We start from the raw sequence: 15,385 nt of genomic DNA on the forward strand, positions 1-15,385 counted from the left end.
ATGGGGCTTGCTTGGGGTTATCCCCTGAACGGATCAATTCAATGACTGGCTCAAATCAACCAAAGCCGAGCTTTATTTCATAATCGAAGGGTTTCCCATGCTCGACAGCCTGCGCTCTGCCTCTCGCTCCTGGATCTCCAAGCTTCTGCTTGGTGTGCTCGTCCTGAGCTTCGGCGTTTGGGGTATTGCGGATGTTTTCCGCGGTGGCATAACCGGCAATGCCGCGCTGACTGCGGGCGACTCCGAAGTCAGCGCGACTGACTACCGCTTCGCTTATGAACAGCAGGTGATGCGCCTGTCGCAGCAGTTCCGCCAGCGTCTGACGCGCGAACAGGCAAAATCGATCGGCGTTGAAAATCAGGTTCTGGCGCAGCTTGCAGCCGGTGTGGTTCTCGACGAAGGCGCGCGCAACATGCAGCTTGGTCTTTCGAAGGACGGCATTGCCCGCCTGACGGCGGAAGATCCGGCCTTCCAGGACGCCAGCGGTAACTTCAACCGCGCGCAGTTCGATGCGGTTTTGCGCCAGTCCGGCATTCGCGCGCAGGATTATCTTGATAATCGCGCCAAGGTTGCCCGTCGCCAGCAGATGGTCGAAGCGGCGACCGACGGCATCAAGATGCCCGACGCCATGCTGAAAGCTCTGGCGCTTTATCAGGGCGAAAGCCGCAGCGCGGACTACATCACCATTCCTGTGGAAAAAGCAGACGCGATCCCTGCCCCGTCGGATGAGGTCCTCAAGACCTATTTCGATGCGCAGAAGGATGAGTACAAGGCGCCTGAATACCGCAAGGTAACCTATGTCAAGCTGGAGCCAGCAGACATCGCAGACCCTTCTGCGGTGACGCAGGACGAAATCAACGAATATTACGAAAAGAACAAGTCGCGCTACGGCACTGTCGAACAGCGTACCATCGAACAGCTGAGCTTTACCGACGAAGCTGCGGCCAACGCCGCGCAGGAAAAGATTGCCGCTGGCGCCAGCTTCCTCGACATAGGCAAGGAACAGGGCAAGACCGAAGACGATCTCAAGCTCGGCACCTTCGAGAAAAGCGCTATTCCTGACCAGACCATCGCCGATGCAGCCTTTGCACTCGCTGAAAACGGCGTAAGCCCTGTCGTCAAGGGCGGTTTCGGCCCGGTCATTCTGCGCGTTACCAAGATCGACCCGGCGCATGTCAAGCCACTCTCGGAAGTCGAAGCCGAAATCCGCACGACGCTCGCCAACAACATTGCGGCGAGCAGCATCAGCGGCATTCATGATTCCTATGAGCAGCAGCGCTCCGATGGCGCATCGATGGCCGATGTCGCCAAGAGCCTGAGCCTCAAGACCGTCACCGTCGATGCGGTCGATGCCGAGGGCAACGACCCGTCCGGCAAGCCGGTTGAACTTCCGAACGGACAGGCGCTTCTGGCCGCTGCTTTCCAGGCCGAACAGGGCTTTGACAATGACGCGCTGACCATGGGCAATGTCGGCTATCTCTGGTATCAGATCGATGGCGTCACCCCTGCCCGCGACCGCACCTTTGATGAAGTCAAGGACAAGGTTGTGGCGGCATGGAAGGGTGAGGAAGCCGTCAAGCGTCTCAATCAGCGTCTGGAAGACCTGAAGAAGCGCCTCGATGGCGGCGCGACGCTCGATGCGATTGCTTCGGAACTTGGCCTTGAAAAGCAGACCAAGCGCGGCATCACCCGCTCCACGAACGATGCCGATATCGGCTCGGCTGCGGCAGCGCAGATTTTCCGTGGCCCGGACGGTTTCACCGGCACGGCGGCAGCGCCTTCCGACGACGCGCAGATTCTCTTCAAGGTGACGGAAGTGACCGAGCCTGCAAGTGCTGGCCCGGACACCATTCCTGAACAACAGCGCAACTATCTCGCAACCGCCCTTTCCGACGATGTGCTGGAACAGATGGTTGGCGAATTGCAGAAGCAGTATCCGGTGAAGATCAACCAGACTGTCATCAATAATGCTCTCGCATTCTAGGTTCTGCTGAGCAGCCGAACGCGAGAATTCACAGAAACAAACGGCAGAAAGACAATGGCTGATCTGAAACCATACATCGCGAAAGCGGCCTCCGGCGAACCACTGAGCCAAGAGGATTCCAAGGCCGCGTTCGATATCATGATGTCCGGTCAGGCAACGCCTTCGCAGATCGGCGGTTTTCTGATGGCTTTGCGCGTGCGTGGCGAAACCGTGCCGGAAATCGTCGGCGCGGTCGCTTCCATGCGGTCACGCATGCTGCCGGTCGTCGCCCCTTCAAACGCCATCGACATTGTCGGCACCGGCGGCGATCAGTCCGGTTCGTATAATGTGTCGTCCTGCTCGGCCTTTGTCGTGGCGGGCGCTGGCGTTCCCGTCGCCAAGCACGGCAACCGTGCCCTGTCGTCCCGCTCAGGCGCGGCAGACACGCTTGCAGCACTGGGCGTCAATATTGAAGCCGACGCGGAAACCATTGGCCGCAGCGCCCGGGAAGCCGGTCTCGGCTTCATGTTCGCGCCGATGCACCATTCCGCTATGCGCCATGTCGGCCCTTCTCGCGTCGAGCTTGGAACCCGCACGATCTTCAACATACTGGGTCCGCTCGCCAATCCGGCCAGCGTGAAGCGCCAGCTCCTGGGCGTTTTCGCGGCACAATGGGTTGAGCCTCTGGCGCATGTGCTGAATGAACTCGGCATGGAAGCCGTTTGGGTCGTCTATGGCGACGGTCTGGATGAGATGACCACCGCTGGCACGACCCAGGTCGCGGCGCTGGAAAACGGTACCGTCCGCACATTCGAGATTACGCCTGAAGACGTCGGTTTGCGCCGTTGCAAGCCGGAAGAACTGAAAGGCGGCGACGCTGCCGAGAATGCCAAGGCTCTGCTCGCCGTTCTGGAAGGCGCGAAGAACGCTTATCGCGACATTGTTCTGCTCAACTCGGCTGCCGCCCTCGTGATCGCGGGTACGGCCACGGATTTGAAGGATGGCATAGCACAGGCTGCCCATTCCATCGACAGCGGCGCGGCTTTGGCCGTTCTGCAAAAGGTAATCGCTGTCTCCAACGACAAGACAGTCTGACGAGAGGAAGCGCACCATGTCTACCGACATTCTCCGTAAGATCGAAGTCTACAAGCGCGAGGAAATCGCGGCTGCCAAGGCGCGTCATACGATTGAAGACCTGAAGGCCCGTGCACAGGATCAGGCCGCACCACGCGGCTTTCTCAAGGCGCTCGAAGCCAAGCGCGCAGCCGATAAATTCGCCCTGATCGCGGAAATCAAGAAGGCCAGCCCTTCCAAAGGTTTGATCCGTCCGGATTTCGATCCGCCAGCATTGGCAAAGGCCTATGAAGATGGCGGCGCTGCCTGCCTTTCGGTTCTGACCGATACGCCGTCCTTTCAGGGAGCGCCGGAATTCCTGATGGCAGCGCGCGCCGCGTGCAACCTGCCTGCCCTGCGCAAGGATTTCCTGTTCGACACCTATCAGGTCTATGAGGCGCGCAGCTGGGGTGCGGATTGCATCCTGATCATTCTCGCGAGCGTCGATGACGATCTGGCCAAGGCGCTGGAAGAAACCGCTTTCGAACTCGGCATGGATGCGCTCATCGAAGTGCACGACGAAGCCGAAATGGAACGCGCCCTCAAGCTTTCCTCGCGCCTTCTGGGCGTCAACAATCGCAACCTGCGTACATTCGAAGTAAGCCTGACCATTTCGGAACGGCTGTCGAAAATGGCTCCTGCCGACCGCCTGCTGGTTGGCGAAAGCGGCATTTTCACCCATGACGATTGCCTGCGATTGGAAAAATCCGGCATCGGCACGTTCCTCATCGGCGAAAGCCTGATGCGCAAGGACGATGTTGCCGCCGCCACACGCGAACTCCTGACCGGCAAGGCCTGATGTCATGACCTCGGACACGGCCAGGCTCACGCATCTCGACCAGAAAGGCGCCGCCAATATGGTGGATGTCGGCTCCAAGGACGAGACCGAGCGTCAGGCCGTCGCCGAAGGCAGCGTGACCATGAAGCCGGAAACGCTGGCGCTCATATTGGCGGGCGACGCAGCCAAGGGCGATGTGATCGGAACCGCGCGGCTTGCGGGCATCATGGCCGCGAAAAAGACCGCCGACCTCATTCCGCTTTGCCACCCGCTGATGCTGACCAAGGTCGCGGTGGATATTGTACCGGACCATGCGCTGCCGGGCTTGCGCGTTCGCGCACTTGCAAAGCTCAAGGGCCGCACCGGCGTGGAAATGGAAGCTCTGACCGCTGTATCCGTGACGTGCCTGACGATCTATGACATGGCCAAGGCTGTCGATCGCCATATGGAAATCGGCAATATCCGCGTTGTGGAAAAGTCTGGTGGCAAGTCCGGCGACTGGAAGGCGTGAAACGTTCCGACAAGTTTGAGTTCGAGAGGAAATACGATGTCCCTTCTCCCGGTCGAAGATGCTCTGGCGCGTATACTCTCCTCCGCAGAACCGCATGGCCTCGAAACCGTTGCGTTGAACGAAGCGGGCGGGCGCGTTGTTGCCCGCGCCGTTGAGGCGCATTTCCTGCAACCGCCTTTCGACTGCTCAGCCATGGACGGCTATGCTTTGATTGCGCCAGCAGATACCACCTATCCGCTTCAACTGAAGGTTATCGGCGAATCCGCTGCTGGCAAGCGCTTCGACGGTTCACTCCTCCCCGGACAGGCTGTGCGTATTTTCACTGGCGCACCGATGCCGGAAGCTGCCGATACGATTGTCATCCAGGAACATACCGAGCGATCTGGCGATCAGCTAACCATACTCGAAGGCATAGCCACGGGGCGTCATATCCGCCGGGCTGGTCTCGATTTTGCGCCGGGCAAGACTGTTCTGTCCGTTGGCCGCGAACTGGACGCACCCGCTTTGTCACTGGCTGCGGCCAGCGGCAATCCAACGCTTGATGTGTTTCGCAAACCTCGCATTTCTATTTTGGCCACCGGCGACGAACTTGTGCCGCCGGGAGCCGACCCCGGCCCGGACCAGATTGTCGCGTCAAACAGCGTCGGCATTGCCGAAATCGTGCGCCGCGCCGGTGGCAAGCCTGAAGATATGGGAATCATTCCGGACGATCCGGCTCAGATCGAAGCGGCTATCGCCTCCGCTCTCGACAGCGGCATCGACGTACTGGTGACCATCGGCGGCGCCTCGGTCGGTGACCGCGATTACGTCCATGGCGCATTACGCAATTGCGGTGTCGAACTGGACTTCTGGAAAATCGCCATGCGCCCCGGAAAGCCGCTGATGTATGGACGCAAGACCGTCAATGGCAAAACCGTTCACATAATCGGCCTGCCAGGCAATCCGGTTTCAAGTCTTGTTTGCAGTCTGGTTTTTCTCCGTCCGCTTATCGCGAAACTTGCAGGCACCGATTTGACGGCGGATATCCGCCCGGCGAAACTCGGTCAGGCGATGCCCGCCAATGACCATCGCCGCGATTTTGTGCGCGCAACGGTCGAATCACAAAGCGATGGAACACTGCTGGTGACACCGTTTCCAGTACAGGACTCGTCCATGCTGACGGCCCTTGTCGGTTGCAATGCACTGCTCATTCGTGATGAAAATGCCCCGGCAGCCGCTGCGGGCACACCGTGCCGTGTTCTGATGTTGCGCTGATAGGTGTGAAAAGCCGCGCTTTCACAACCTCGAATGAACACGAAGTAACAAACGTAATTGTTTGAAAACAAACCGCTTCATCAAACACCGAGCCCCACCTCACACCCTTCCGTGAACAGAACCGCAACAAGGCGCGCACCCGTTAATCATTTTAAAACCATTGCAGAACAAGACTGGAACATATAGTGTTCGTTCTGGTTTTGTTTTTCTCGATTCTTATCTGGCCGGAGGGTGTCGCGCATGTTGACCCGTAAGCAGCACGAGCTTCTGCTGTTCATTCATGACCGTCTGAAAGAAACGGGCATTCCGCCATCTTTTGACGAAATGAAGGAGGCGCTCGATCTTGCTTCCAAGTCGGGCATACATCGGCTGATCACCGCTCTGGAAGAACGCGGTTTTATTCGCAGACTGCCGAACCGAGCGCGTGCCCTTGAGGTGCTGCGGCTACCGGATTCGATTGCACCGGGGCTGAACGCGCAGAAGAAATTCGCACCGAGCGTCATTGAAGGCAGTCTGGGCAAGGCGCCGCCTGCGCCCGCGCAACCATTGCGCCCTGCCCCGGTTGCGATCAATGACGATGTGTCGGCAACCGTGTCGGTGCCTGTCATGGGACGCATCGCTGCCGGTGTGCCGATCTCCGCCATTCAGAACCAGACGCATTCGCTCAGCCTTCCGCCGGAAATGATCGGCGCGGGCGAACATTATGCGCTGGAGGTCAAAGGTGACTCGATGATCGATGCCGGAATTTTCGACGGTGACACGGTGATCATCAAGCGCGGTGACATGGCCAATCCGGGCGAGATTGTCGTGGCTCTGGTCGATGATGAAGAAGCGACCTTGAAGCGCTTCCGCCGCAAGGGTGCGTCGATTGCGCTTGAAGCGGCAAACCCCGCTTACGAAACGCGCATCTTCGGTCCCGACCGCGTGCGCGTACAGGGCAAGCTGGTCGGTCTGATCCGCCGGTATTGATCAGAGGTTGTCCGTTTTGGGCGATTTGGGTCGCAATGGTAGTTTACCGGACTGCCGGAATAACTGATCTCATAGCCGCCATGCGGTCATTCACATTTGCCCGGCTCCTGATTGTCATCAGCCGGACAATTTGACACCACCACCTGCGCAGTCCTTTTCTTTTTATATTCCCAATCTGGCAGTCCCCGCGCTGCGCGGGAATAGAGCCGAAATAGATGCCACGGACGCCGTGGCTCATCGATGGCGAAGGCCAGCGTGTCGTCGTAACGCGGATCAGCAAATCTGGGCTGTTGCGGTGGAGCGCCGCTTTCGTCGGGCGAGGTGCTTGAAAGCTTCACGGTGGGAACATTGGCGGCGTCTTTCTTGTCACCCAATTTGATTTCAACCGTCCCGCGCAAGGCCAGATCACGCCGGTTGAGAACGAGCTTATTCGTGCGCGTGCATCCTGGCATTTCGCCAGCTACAGCCAGAATAATCACATCGCCAATGTCACAGGCGATATCCTGAACTGTCGGATCAGCCGTATATACAAGCACGCGCCCGTCGCGCAGCGTGATCGTGCACAATCCATCCTCGCAGATAAAGCCGTCCGTCGGGATTCCTCTGAGCCGGTCCTTTGCGTGTTGCGGTATCAGAAATTGCGATGCGAGATAGGCAGTTTGCCAATTATCGACCGTGAACTTGGATGGTCTGTCGCGGTTCACGGCAAAACGCCCATCGGACAGTCGAACCCCAACCAGCTTAGCATCTTCCGAGATCACGACATCTGGAAACGGCTCGCGTACAAAGGCGATAAATCCCAATAAAACAAATGGTAAAGCGAGAATCTTGAATCTGGTTGTGAACAGGACCGCAATCACAAGCGCTATGGTCCAGAAAGCAAGCGCTGTGAGCGGCATCGCGCCCGGATTGCCTTCCGGGGACCAGGACGCCACGAAACTTGCAATCTCGCGCACGATCCACACACCGGAACCAGCAAGGGACAATGGTATCCAGTCGAGACCGAGCGGCATCAACACCAAACCGAAAACAGCAAAGGGCATGACCAGAACGGCAATCACCGGATCAGCCAGCACATTGCCAATCAGCCCCAACGGTGCGGTATTGTTGAAGTGGTAGGCAGCGAAAATACCGCTTGCAAGCCCAGCCAATAACGACGTTCCTGCAGCGGCAAAGACAAAATTCAACGCCTTGGCTGCCAATCCGCCGACTGGCGCTGCAACGCGCCTTTCCATATCCTGCAGCTTCTTGGCCTTGCGCGCGCTCCACCAGGCATAACCGGCGATCAGGGCAGCTGTCGCCGAATAGGACATTTGAAAACTAGGCCCCAATATTTCATGCGGTGAAATCGCGATGGTCACCATTCCGGCGATTGCCAGATTGCGCATGCTGATCGCAGCCCGGTCGAACAATAACGCGCTGAGCATCACGGCGATCATCACATAGCTGCGCTGTGCGGCCACATCCGCTCCAGACATGGCGAGATAGAACGTACAGCTCAGCAGGGACAGGAATGCCGCGTATTTTTTGACCGGATGGCGCACACTGAACGCGGGAAAGAGCGCAAAACCAGACCGGAGGACAAACATGACGACCCCCGCCGCCAGTGCCATGTGCAGCCCCGATATGGAAAGAATATGCGCGAGACCCGCCTTGCGCAGATTTTCGTTGGTTTCCTCACTGATGCCGCCGCGCGTTCCAGCGATCAATGCGGCTGTGACATTGCCGTCCTCGCCGCCAATCACCTCCTCCACCCGCTCCGAAACGCGCACGCGCAGCAAGGCGACCCACTCACTGATCGCAGCGATCAGGCTTGTTTGCGGCGGGACATGCGCCGTCTTTGGGTTCCCCAGAAAGAAGCCGTTTGCACCAATACCGTTGAAATAGGCGTGAAAAGAAAAATCATAATTGCCGGGGCGGACCGGGCCTGACGGCACCCGCAGCCGCGCAAAACCGGTCAAGCCGCCGCCAATCGTTGTTTCAGCAGGTATATCGCGCGCATTGATACGGATACGTTCCGGTGCAAAGCGCAGTTTCGGGCGTTCTGTTGCCAGCAAATCAAGGGTAATACGCCAGCTGCCATTATCCTGCGCTTCCAGCGCAACGACACGGCCTGTTATGCGTGTTGAAACATCGGAACCGAGCATCGGCGTCGCCCTGCGTTCGGTTTCCCATTTTCCGCTGACAAGACCCAGCTGGAAAGCCAGCGCCAGCGTCAGTATCTGCGCAACAAGGAAATGCTTCCGCGCGAGGAGCCGGATGACAGCCAGTCCGGTGAGAAGCGCCAGCACCGGCGTCCAATCCGGTTCAAATGACACGGTGAAATAGGCAATCGCGCCAAGGCCGCTGAAAATCGGAATCAGCAGAAAGAAAATCCCGCGCGCCGCTTCCAGACTGACAGCTTCCGCAAAGGCGGCGGGAGCCCTGCGCGCAAGGCTTTTGACGGCGCTGCGGCCATCATCCGGCGTCGGGATTTGCGACGGATCGCGGTCGCGGCGTTCGGCAGGCGCAATTGCAGGGTCAGGCCACGGCTCGGGAAGATATGAGCGCGTCAAGCCGTCAGGCAGGCTTTTGACAAGCGCCCGCTCATTTGCTTCCGCCATATCACCTATGCGCGTCATGCCCCCGCCTGACTGCAAAAAAAGGTCTTTTTGTCGAAATACCCCAAAAGAACAATGTCGCAAGGAGCCGAAACAAACGCGAAGCCCTTGCGCACAATGCTGCCTATGCTACATGAACGCCAGTCGAAATCGAGAGGGTTTCGTTATAGAAATCCTCGCCCTCGCTCTTTGGCGGCGAGCATCAGAATTCAGTTTGCGCCCCTGCCCCGGCAATTGCCGCTGTCTTGACGGGCGCGCGATAAAGTGGAGCTACCATGTCGAAACCGGTCGTCACCCGTTTTGCCCCTTCGCCCACGGGTTATCTTCATATCGGCGGTGCCCGCACGGCCCTGTTCAACTGGCTCTATGCCAAGCATACCGGCGGCAAGATGCTGCTGCGTATCGAAGACACCGACCGTGAACGTTCCACTGATGCCGCCACCGCCGCCATTCTCGACGGCCTGACCTGGCTCGGCCTCGACTGGGAAGGTGACGCGATCTCGCAGTTCGAGCGCGCGCCGCGCCACCGCGAAGTCGCCGAGGAACTGGTTGCTCTCGGCAAAGCCTATTACTGCTACACGACGCCGGAAGAGCTGGAAGAAATGCGCGAAAAAGCGCGTGCCGAAGGCCGCCCGCCGCGTTATGATGGCCGCTGGCGTGACCGCGACCCGTCCGAAGCGCCTGCAGGTGTAAAGCCTGTCATTCGCATTAAGGCGCCGCAGGAAGGCGAAACGCTCGTGCGCGACGCCGTGCAGGGCGATATTCGCTTCCCCAACAAGGATCTCGATGATTTCATCATTCTGCGTTCCGATGGCACACCGACCTATATGCACGCGGTTGTCGTTGACGACCACGACATGGGCGTCACCCATATCATTCGCGGCGACGATCATTTGACCAATGCAGCCCGCCAGACTGTCATCTATGACGCCATGGGCTGGGACGTGCCGCAAATGTCGCATATTCCGCTGATCCACGGTGCGGACGGTGCAAAGCTTTCCAAGCGTCATGGCGCTCTTGGCGTCGATGCTTATCGCGCCATGGGCTATCTGCCCGCAGCATTGCGCAATTATCTCGTCCGTCTCGGCTGGAGCCACGGCGATGACGAAATCATGTCGACCGAACAGATGATCGAATGGTTCGACGTGAAGGACATCAACAAGGGCGCTGCCCGTTTCGACTTCCAGAAGCTCGAAGCGATCAACGGTCTTTATATGCGCGGCAGCGACGACAAGGCGCTGTTTGATGCCCTTGTTGCCGTTCTGCCGGAAATCGAAGGTGGTAAAGAGCTGGCCGCAGCGCTCGATGACAAGCGCAGCGCGCAGCTGCTCACGGCCATGTCCGGCCTGAAGGACCGCGCCAAGACGCTCGTTGAACTTGCCGACGGTGCAAAATTCATTTTCGCAGCGCGCCCGCTCGATCTCGATGAAAAGGCCGCCTCACTTCTCAATGAAGAAGGTCGCGCCGTTCTGAAATCGGTGCTGCCGGATCTGGAAGTTGCCGGCGAGTGGACCATTGAATCACTGGACGCTGTGGTTCGCGCCCATGCAGAAAAAACCGGACTGAAACTCGGCAAGATTGCGCAACCGTTGCGTGCCGCCCTTACCGGGCGCGCTACTTCACCGGGTGTGTTCGATGTGCTTTTCGTGCTGGGTCGCGACGAGTCCTTGGGCCGTATTCGCGATCAAATCGGTTAAGGTGCTATCATTCACGCTGACGTGACGAACGGCATATAAATAGTTCAAATTTCGCATTGCATCGCGGACGGTTTGGGATAGTTTGGCGGTCAAAATCGTAGCCGTAATGCGTTAAAAATCGGGCATCCCGCAGTCTTTCGGGGCCCGCCAAGAGATACGAGACAAGTTATAGCAGCGAATGCAATACTGCCGCCTGCGGCGGCAAAGTGGACATGAAAGGAAACATGATGTCAGCTAAGACAGCCAGCTTTACTCTCGACGGCAATACGTTCGATCTGCCTGTGCGACAAGGCACTGTCGGGCCGGACGTCGTCGACATCGGTCCACTTTACAAGAATTCGCATGCCTTTACCTACGATCCGGGTTTCACCTCGACCGCTTCCTGCGAATCCAAGATCACCTATATCGATGGCGACGAAGGCACCCTGCTCTATCGCGGCTATCCGATCGACCAGCTCGCCGAACATGGCGACTTCCTCGAAACCTGCTACCTGCTGCTTTACGGTGAACTGCCGACGGCAACCCAGAAGGCGGATTTCGATTATCGCGTGACCCGTCACACGATGATCCATGAACAGATGACGCGCTTCTTCACCGGCTTCCGCCGCGATGCGCATCCGATGGCCGTGATGGTCGGTTGTGTGGGCGCCATGTCCGCCTTCTACCACGACTCGACCGACATCACCGATCCGCATCAGCGCATGGTCGCTTCCATCCGCCTGATCGCTAAGGTGCCGACGCTCGCCGCAATGGCCTATAAGTACCATATCGGCCAGCCGTTCATGTATCCGAAGAACGACCTCGATTTCGCTTCGAACTTCCTGCACATGTGCTTTGGCGTTCCTTGCGAGGATTACAGGGTCAATCCGGTTCTGGCCCGCGCCATGGACCGCATCTTCATCCTGCATGCCGATCACGAACAGAATGCTTCGACCTCGACCGTGCGCCTTGCCGGTTCGTCGGGCGCCAACCCGTTCGCCTGCATCGCAGCTGGCGTTGCATGCCTCTGGGGCCCTGCCCATGGCGGCGCAAACGAAGCAGCGCTCAACATGCTGGCCGAAATCGGCTCGGTGGATCGCATTCCGGAATTCGTCGCCCGCGCCAAGGACAAGAACGATCCGTTCCGTCTGATGGGCTTCGGTCACCGCGTCTACAAGAACTACGATCCGCGCGCCAAGATCATGCAGAAGACCTGCCATGAAGTTCTGGGCGAACTGGGCATCAAGGACGATCCGTTGCTCGACGTTGCAATGGAACTGGAAAAGATCGCTCTGACGGATGAATACTTCATCGAGAAGAAGCTCTATCCGAATATCGACTTCTATTCCGGCATTACGCTGAAGGCTCTCGGCTTCCCGACCGAAATGTTCACGGTTCTCTTTGCACTCGCCCGCACCGTCGGCTGGGTCGCTCAGTGGAAGGAAATGATCGAAGACCCGCAGCAGAAGATCGGTCGCCCTCGTCAGCTCTACACGGGCGCAACGGAACGCGACTACGTGCCGGTTGCAAAGCGCAAATAAGCGCGGCAAACGCTGAAAACAAAACCCCGGCTGCCAATGGCAACCGGGGTTTCTTTTTGATCCAAATTTGAGTTGTTCAACCCTTGCGACCTTTTTCGATCGCGTCCAGCAGAACCCGCGCCCCGATTTCCCCAGAAGGCCGCTCCGTCGCCATGACCGAAGCGACCGCGTCGAAGCCATCCAGCTGCGCCTGACGCGCTGAACCGGGCCGCATGAGGCGCTCCAGATTGCGCGCCAGCATGCCCGGACGCACAAATTCATTGAAAAACTCCGGCACCACCGGTTCATCGGCAATGATATTGGGCAATGCCGCGCTCCAGATTGTGATCTTCGGCATCAGGAATTTGCGCGCAAACCAGTCTGCCTTGTAGGAAAGCACGCTCGGAATGCGCGACAGCGCCAGTTCCAGCGATACGGTGCCTGACGCGGCAAGTGCTGCATCGGCCCGCGCAAAAGCCTTCCACTTCTCCTCGTCACCCACGACGATCAGCGGCTTCACCGCCCAGTCCCGCGACAGATCGCGCACCATCGCTTCGATGCGCGGCAAGGTAGGCAGAATGACTTCGAGTTTTTCCACGCGCTGCGACAGCTCTTCGACCGCTCTGCCGAAAGGCTCCATCAACATCTGGATTTCCGTGCGGCGAGAACCGGGCAGAAGCAATAGCGTATGTTTGCCGGCTTCCGATCGTTGCGGCTCCAGCGCAAGCTGCGCCGCGCGCGTCTCAATGATCGGCGCATAACTCGACAGGCGATGCCCGACATAGGTTGCCTGCGGTCCATTCAGCCGCTCCATCACATCGACCTCGAACGGCAAAACCGTCAGCACATGATCGATATAGGCGCGCATCGCACGTGCGCGCTGCGGACGCCACGCCCAGACACTGGGCGCGATATACTTGACGATTGGAATGGAGGGATCGGCGGCTCTGATCTTTTTTGCGACGCGATGCGTAAAATCCGGACTATCGATCAGCAGAACACAATCCGGCTTTTCCGCCACGATCTGCCGTGCAGTCTGCCGAATGCGCAACACCAGTCCCGGCAAGTTTTTGATGATGGCACCAAGCCCCATCAAAGCGATTTCATGCGGGTCGAAAAAGGTTTTCAGACCCCGCGCGGCCAGATGATCGCCACCGACACCGACCAGATCCACTAGCCTGTCGGTCTGAAGACGCAAGGCGTCAATCAGGTCAGCACCAAGAAGATCGCCGGATTCTTCACCGGCCACGATTGCTATTTTCAATGGCCGGCTGGTGTTGCTCACCCTTAACTGTCCTTCTCGTGTCGACTGATCGTCTCTATGAAGAGGCCGCCTTCATTGGCCGCCGCAATGGTGTCGCCGAAGCCTAGAATAAATGTACGCCGGGCCTCAACTGCAATCCCGGCGAGACCGGCGCGTTTAGCATTAAGCACAGTGGAAATACCAATGGCAGGCAAATCCGCGCGTTCATCCTGACGGGGTTTGGCCATTTTCACAAGCACTCCTCCGCGCTTGGGAATACGCCCGGCTTCACGCAGTTCACGGACGCGCTCAATCATTAGATCGGTGCCCTCCGCGCCTTCCAGCGCCACCACCCGTCCGCCGACAGCGACAGCGCCCTGCCCGACATCGAGATCGCCGAGCCGCAAAGCCGATTCCATAGCCAGCTTAATATTTCCCGCTTCACGCGCATCCGGCGCAACCTTGGTAAGAATGCGAGCGGGCGACGGAGACAGAAGATCGGGCACGACTTCATGGGCACCAACCACCTTGAAGCCGAATGATTCCAACAGGCCGATAAAGGCCCGCAGCAAAGCGTCGTCGCCTTGCCCAAGCGCGCGAAACACATGCGGCACAGCCCGCAACGTCGGCCAGTCGAGCTTGAGGTCACTGAGATGCGGCCTGCTGCGCACGCCTCCTGCCAGGACAACTCGCGAAACGCCAGCCGCTTTCATGGAGCGAACAAGCTTTGCAAATTCGACAACCGATACTTCCTGATGCTCATAATTATAGAGCACCCGGTCGGCTTCTTCACGCAAGGGAACGAGAAAGGGCGGTGTGTCAGCGTTTTGAAGCGCCTCAGCCACGGCAATGGGCAACAGGCCGTTGCCCGCAATAATACCGACACGCCCGCCATCGACGGACTGACGCGCCAAGTTTTCAGCTTTCGTCGCTGTCATGCCCGAGTCCACCATGAGCCGCATCGAGCGGTGGCGTGGTATAGGCGCGTTTCGTATCGGCACTGATAAAGGCAATCATATCGGCGACCGCCTGAGAATCCGGGAAAGCTGCGAGTACGTCGATGGTACGGTCGCGCACCGGCTTGGTACGGTCGAACAGCATACGCACGGCATGGCGCAGATTGTGAATTTCCTTGCGCTCCATGCCGGAACGCTTCATGCCGACGATGTTGAGCCCGCCCAGATGCGCATGATTGCCGATGGCCATGCCATAAGGGATGACATCGCCTACCACGGCAGCCATGCCGCCGATGAACGCATGGTGTCCGACGCGCACGAACTGGTGCACAGCCGCACCGCCGCCCAAAATGGCATGGTGTTCGATGGTCGTATGACCGCCGATCATCACATTGTTCGAGAAAGTGACATGATCGCCGATATCGCAATCATGCGCCACATGGGCATAAGCGAGGAAGGAGCAGTCGTCGCCGACCGAAGTATAGCCGCGCGCACTGTCGGAGCCACGGTGCATGGTGACGCCTTCGCGGATCATGCAATTCGCGCCGATCTTCAGCGTGGTCGGGCCGCCTTTATGCTTGTTGTTCTGCGGATCGCAGCCGAGAACGGCATGCGGATAGACCTTCGCGCCCGCGCCAAGCGTGGTCGCGTCTGTGATCACCACATGGCTCATCAGGACGGAATTGTCGCCGATGACAGCGCCCGATTGAATATGACAGAAGGGGCCTACAGACACACCCTGGCCCAGTTCCACACCCGGCTCGACAAGAGCGGTGGGGTGAATGATTGTTTCGTTCATTAT

At 58.5% G+C, this 15,385-nt stretch carries 12 protein-coding genes; 8 read left to right on the plus strand and 4 right to left on the minus strand.

The window, feature by feature from the left end:
- Positions 1-97: 97 nt before the first annotated feature.
- The 6 genes from D8666_RS02860 (at position 98) to lexA (ending at position 6,588) form a co-directional block, all read left to right on the plus strand.
- On the plus strand, positions 98-1,984 hold the full coding sequence (locus D8666_RS02860; RefSeq protein WP_121536248.1) for a peptidyl-prolyl cis-trans isomerase: 1,887 nt from the start codon (positions 98-100) through the stop codon (positions 1,982-1,984).
- 54 nt (positions 1,985-2,038) lie between these two features.
- Entirely contained in the window at positions 2,039-3,058 is a 1,020-nt protein-coding gene (trpD, locus tag D8666_RS02865) for an anthranilate phosphoribosyltransferase (RefSeq protein WP_109369157.1), read from the plus strand.
- A gap of 16 nt (positions 3,059-3,074) precedes the next feature.
- A complete protein-coding gene (gene trpC / locus D8666_RS02870; RefSeq protein WP_121536250.1) occupies positions 3,075-3,875 on the plus strand; it encodes an indole-3-glycerol phosphate synthase TrpC in 801 nt (266 codons plus the stop codon).
- A gap of 4 nt (positions 3,876-3,879) precedes the next feature.
- The gene (moaC, locus tag D8666_RS02875) at positions 3,880-4,365 is read left to right on the plus strand and encodes a cyclic pyranopterin monophosphate synthase MoaC (RefSeq protein WP_109369159.1); all 486 of its coding nucleotides are present in this window, start codon (positions 3,880-3,882) and stop codon (positions 4,363-4,365) included.
- A gap of 36 nt (positions 4,366-4,401) precedes the next feature.
- Positions 4,402-5,619 carry a molybdopterin molybdotransferase MoeA gene (locus D8666_RS02880; protein ID WP_109369160.1) on the plus strand — a complete coding sequence of 406 codons (1,218 nt, stop codon included), beginning with the start codon at positions 4,402-4,404 and terminating at the stop codon, positions 5,617-5,619.
- Between the two features lie 240 nt (positions 5,620-5,859).
- Positions 5,860-6,588: a transcriptional repressor LexA gene (lexA, locus tag D8666_RS02885; RefSeq protein WP_109369161.1), complete on the plus strand. Its 729-nt coding sequence runs from the start codon at positions 5,860-5,862 to the stop codon at positions 6,586-6,588.
- Positions 6,589-6,674: 86 nt separating this feature from the next.
- On the opposite strand, the gene D8666_RS02890 is transcribed toward lexA, so the two are convergent.
- Complete coding sequence (locus tag D8666_RS02890; protein WP_121536252.1) at positions 6,675-9,209, minus strand: ComEC/Rec2 family competence protein; 2,535 nt, start codon at positions 9,207-9,209, stop codon at positions 6,675-6,677.
- Positions 9,210-9,463: 254 nt separating this feature from the next.
- Between D8666_RS02890 and gltX the strand changes: the two genes are divergently transcribed.
- Positions 9,464-10,885 (plus strand): glutamate--tRNA ligase, encoded by a 1,422-nt coding sequence (gene gltX, locus D8666_RS02895; protein WP_109369162.1) that lies wholly within the window; start codon positions 9,464-9,466, stop codon positions 10,883-10,885.
- 227 nt (positions 10,886-11,112) lie between these two features.
- A complete protein-coding gene (gene gltA / locus D8666_RS02900; RefSeq protein ID WP_121536324.1) occupies positions 11,113-12,405 on the plus strand; it encodes a citrate synthase in 1,293 nt (430 codons plus the stop codon).
- A gap of 76 nt (positions 12,406-12,481) precedes the next feature.
- On the opposite strand, the gene lpxB is transcribed toward gltA, so the two are convergent.
- The 3 genes from lpxB to lpxA are packed head-to-tail and all read right to left on the minus strand — an operon-like array spanning position 12,482 to position 15,382.
- A complete protein-coding gene (gene lpxB / locus D8666_RS02905) occupies positions 12,482-13,669 on the minus strand; it encodes a lipid-A-disaccharide synthase (protein WP_109369163.1) in 1,188 nt (395 codons plus the stop codon).
- Positions 13,670-13,671: 2 nt separating this feature from the next.
- On the minus strand, positions 13,672-14,565 hold the full coding sequence (locus D8666_RS02910; protein ID WP_109370246.1) for an LpxI family protein: 894 nt from the start codon (positions 14,563-14,565) through the stop codon (positions 13,672-13,674).
- Complete coding sequence (gene lpxA / locus D8666_RS02915) at positions 14,546-15,382, minus strand: acyl-ACP--UDP-N-acetylglucosamine O-acyltransferase (protein ID WP_109369164.1); 837 nt, start codon at positions 15,380-15,382, stop codon at positions 14,546-14,548. Before lpxA ends, D8666_RS02910 begins: the two co-directional genes overlap by 20 nt.
- Positions 15,383-15,385: the final 3 nt, after the last annotated feature.

The organism is Ochrobactrum soli, from assembly GCF_003664555.1.
Taxonomy (GTDB): Bacteria; Pseudomonadota; Alphaproteobacteria; order Rhizobiales; family Rhizobiaceae; genus Brucella; species Brucella teleogrylli.

Coding starts and splice junctions, on each gene's coding strand:
- D8666_RS02860 (WP_121536248.1), top strand. CDS start 98: ATGCTCGACAGCCTGCGCTCTGCCTCTCGCTCCTGGATCTCCAAGCTT.
- trpD (WP_109369157.1), top strand. CDS start 2,039: ATGGCTGATCTGAAACCATACATCGCGAAAGCGGCCTCCGGCGAACCA.
- trpC (WP_121536250.1), top strand. CDS start 3,075: ATGTCTACCGACATTCTCCGTAAGATCGAAGTCTACAAGCGCGAGGAA.
- moaC (WP_109369159.1), top strand. CDS start 3,880: ATGACCTCGGACACGGCCAGGCTCACGCATCTCGACCAGAAAGGCGCC.
- D8666_RS02880 (WP_109369160.1), top strand. CDS start 4,402: ATGTCCCTTCTCCCGGTCGAAGATGCTCTGGCGCGTATACTCTCCTCC.
- lexA (WP_109369161.1), top strand. CDS start 5,860: ATGTTGACCCGTAAGCAGCACGAGCTTCTGCTGTTCATTCATGACCGT.
- D8666_RS02890 (WP_121536252.1), bottom strand. CDS start 9,209: ATGACGCGCATAGGTGATATGGCGGAAGCAAATGAGCGGGCGCTTGTC.
- gltX (WP_109369162.1), top strand. CDS start 9,464: ATGTCGAAACCGGTCGTCACCCGTTTTGCCCCTTCGCCCACGGGTTAT.
- gltA (WP_121536324.1), top strand. CDS start 11,113: ATGTCAGCTAAGACAGCCAGCTTTACTCTCGACGGCAATACGTTCGAT.
- D8666_RS02910 (WP_109370246.1), bottom strand. CDS start 14,565: ATGACAGCGACGAAAGCTGAAAACTTGGCGCGTCAGTCCGTCGATGGC.
- lpxA (WP_109369164.1), bottom strand. CDS start 15,382: ATGAACGAAACAATCATTCACCCCACCGCTCTTGTCGAGCCGGGTGTG.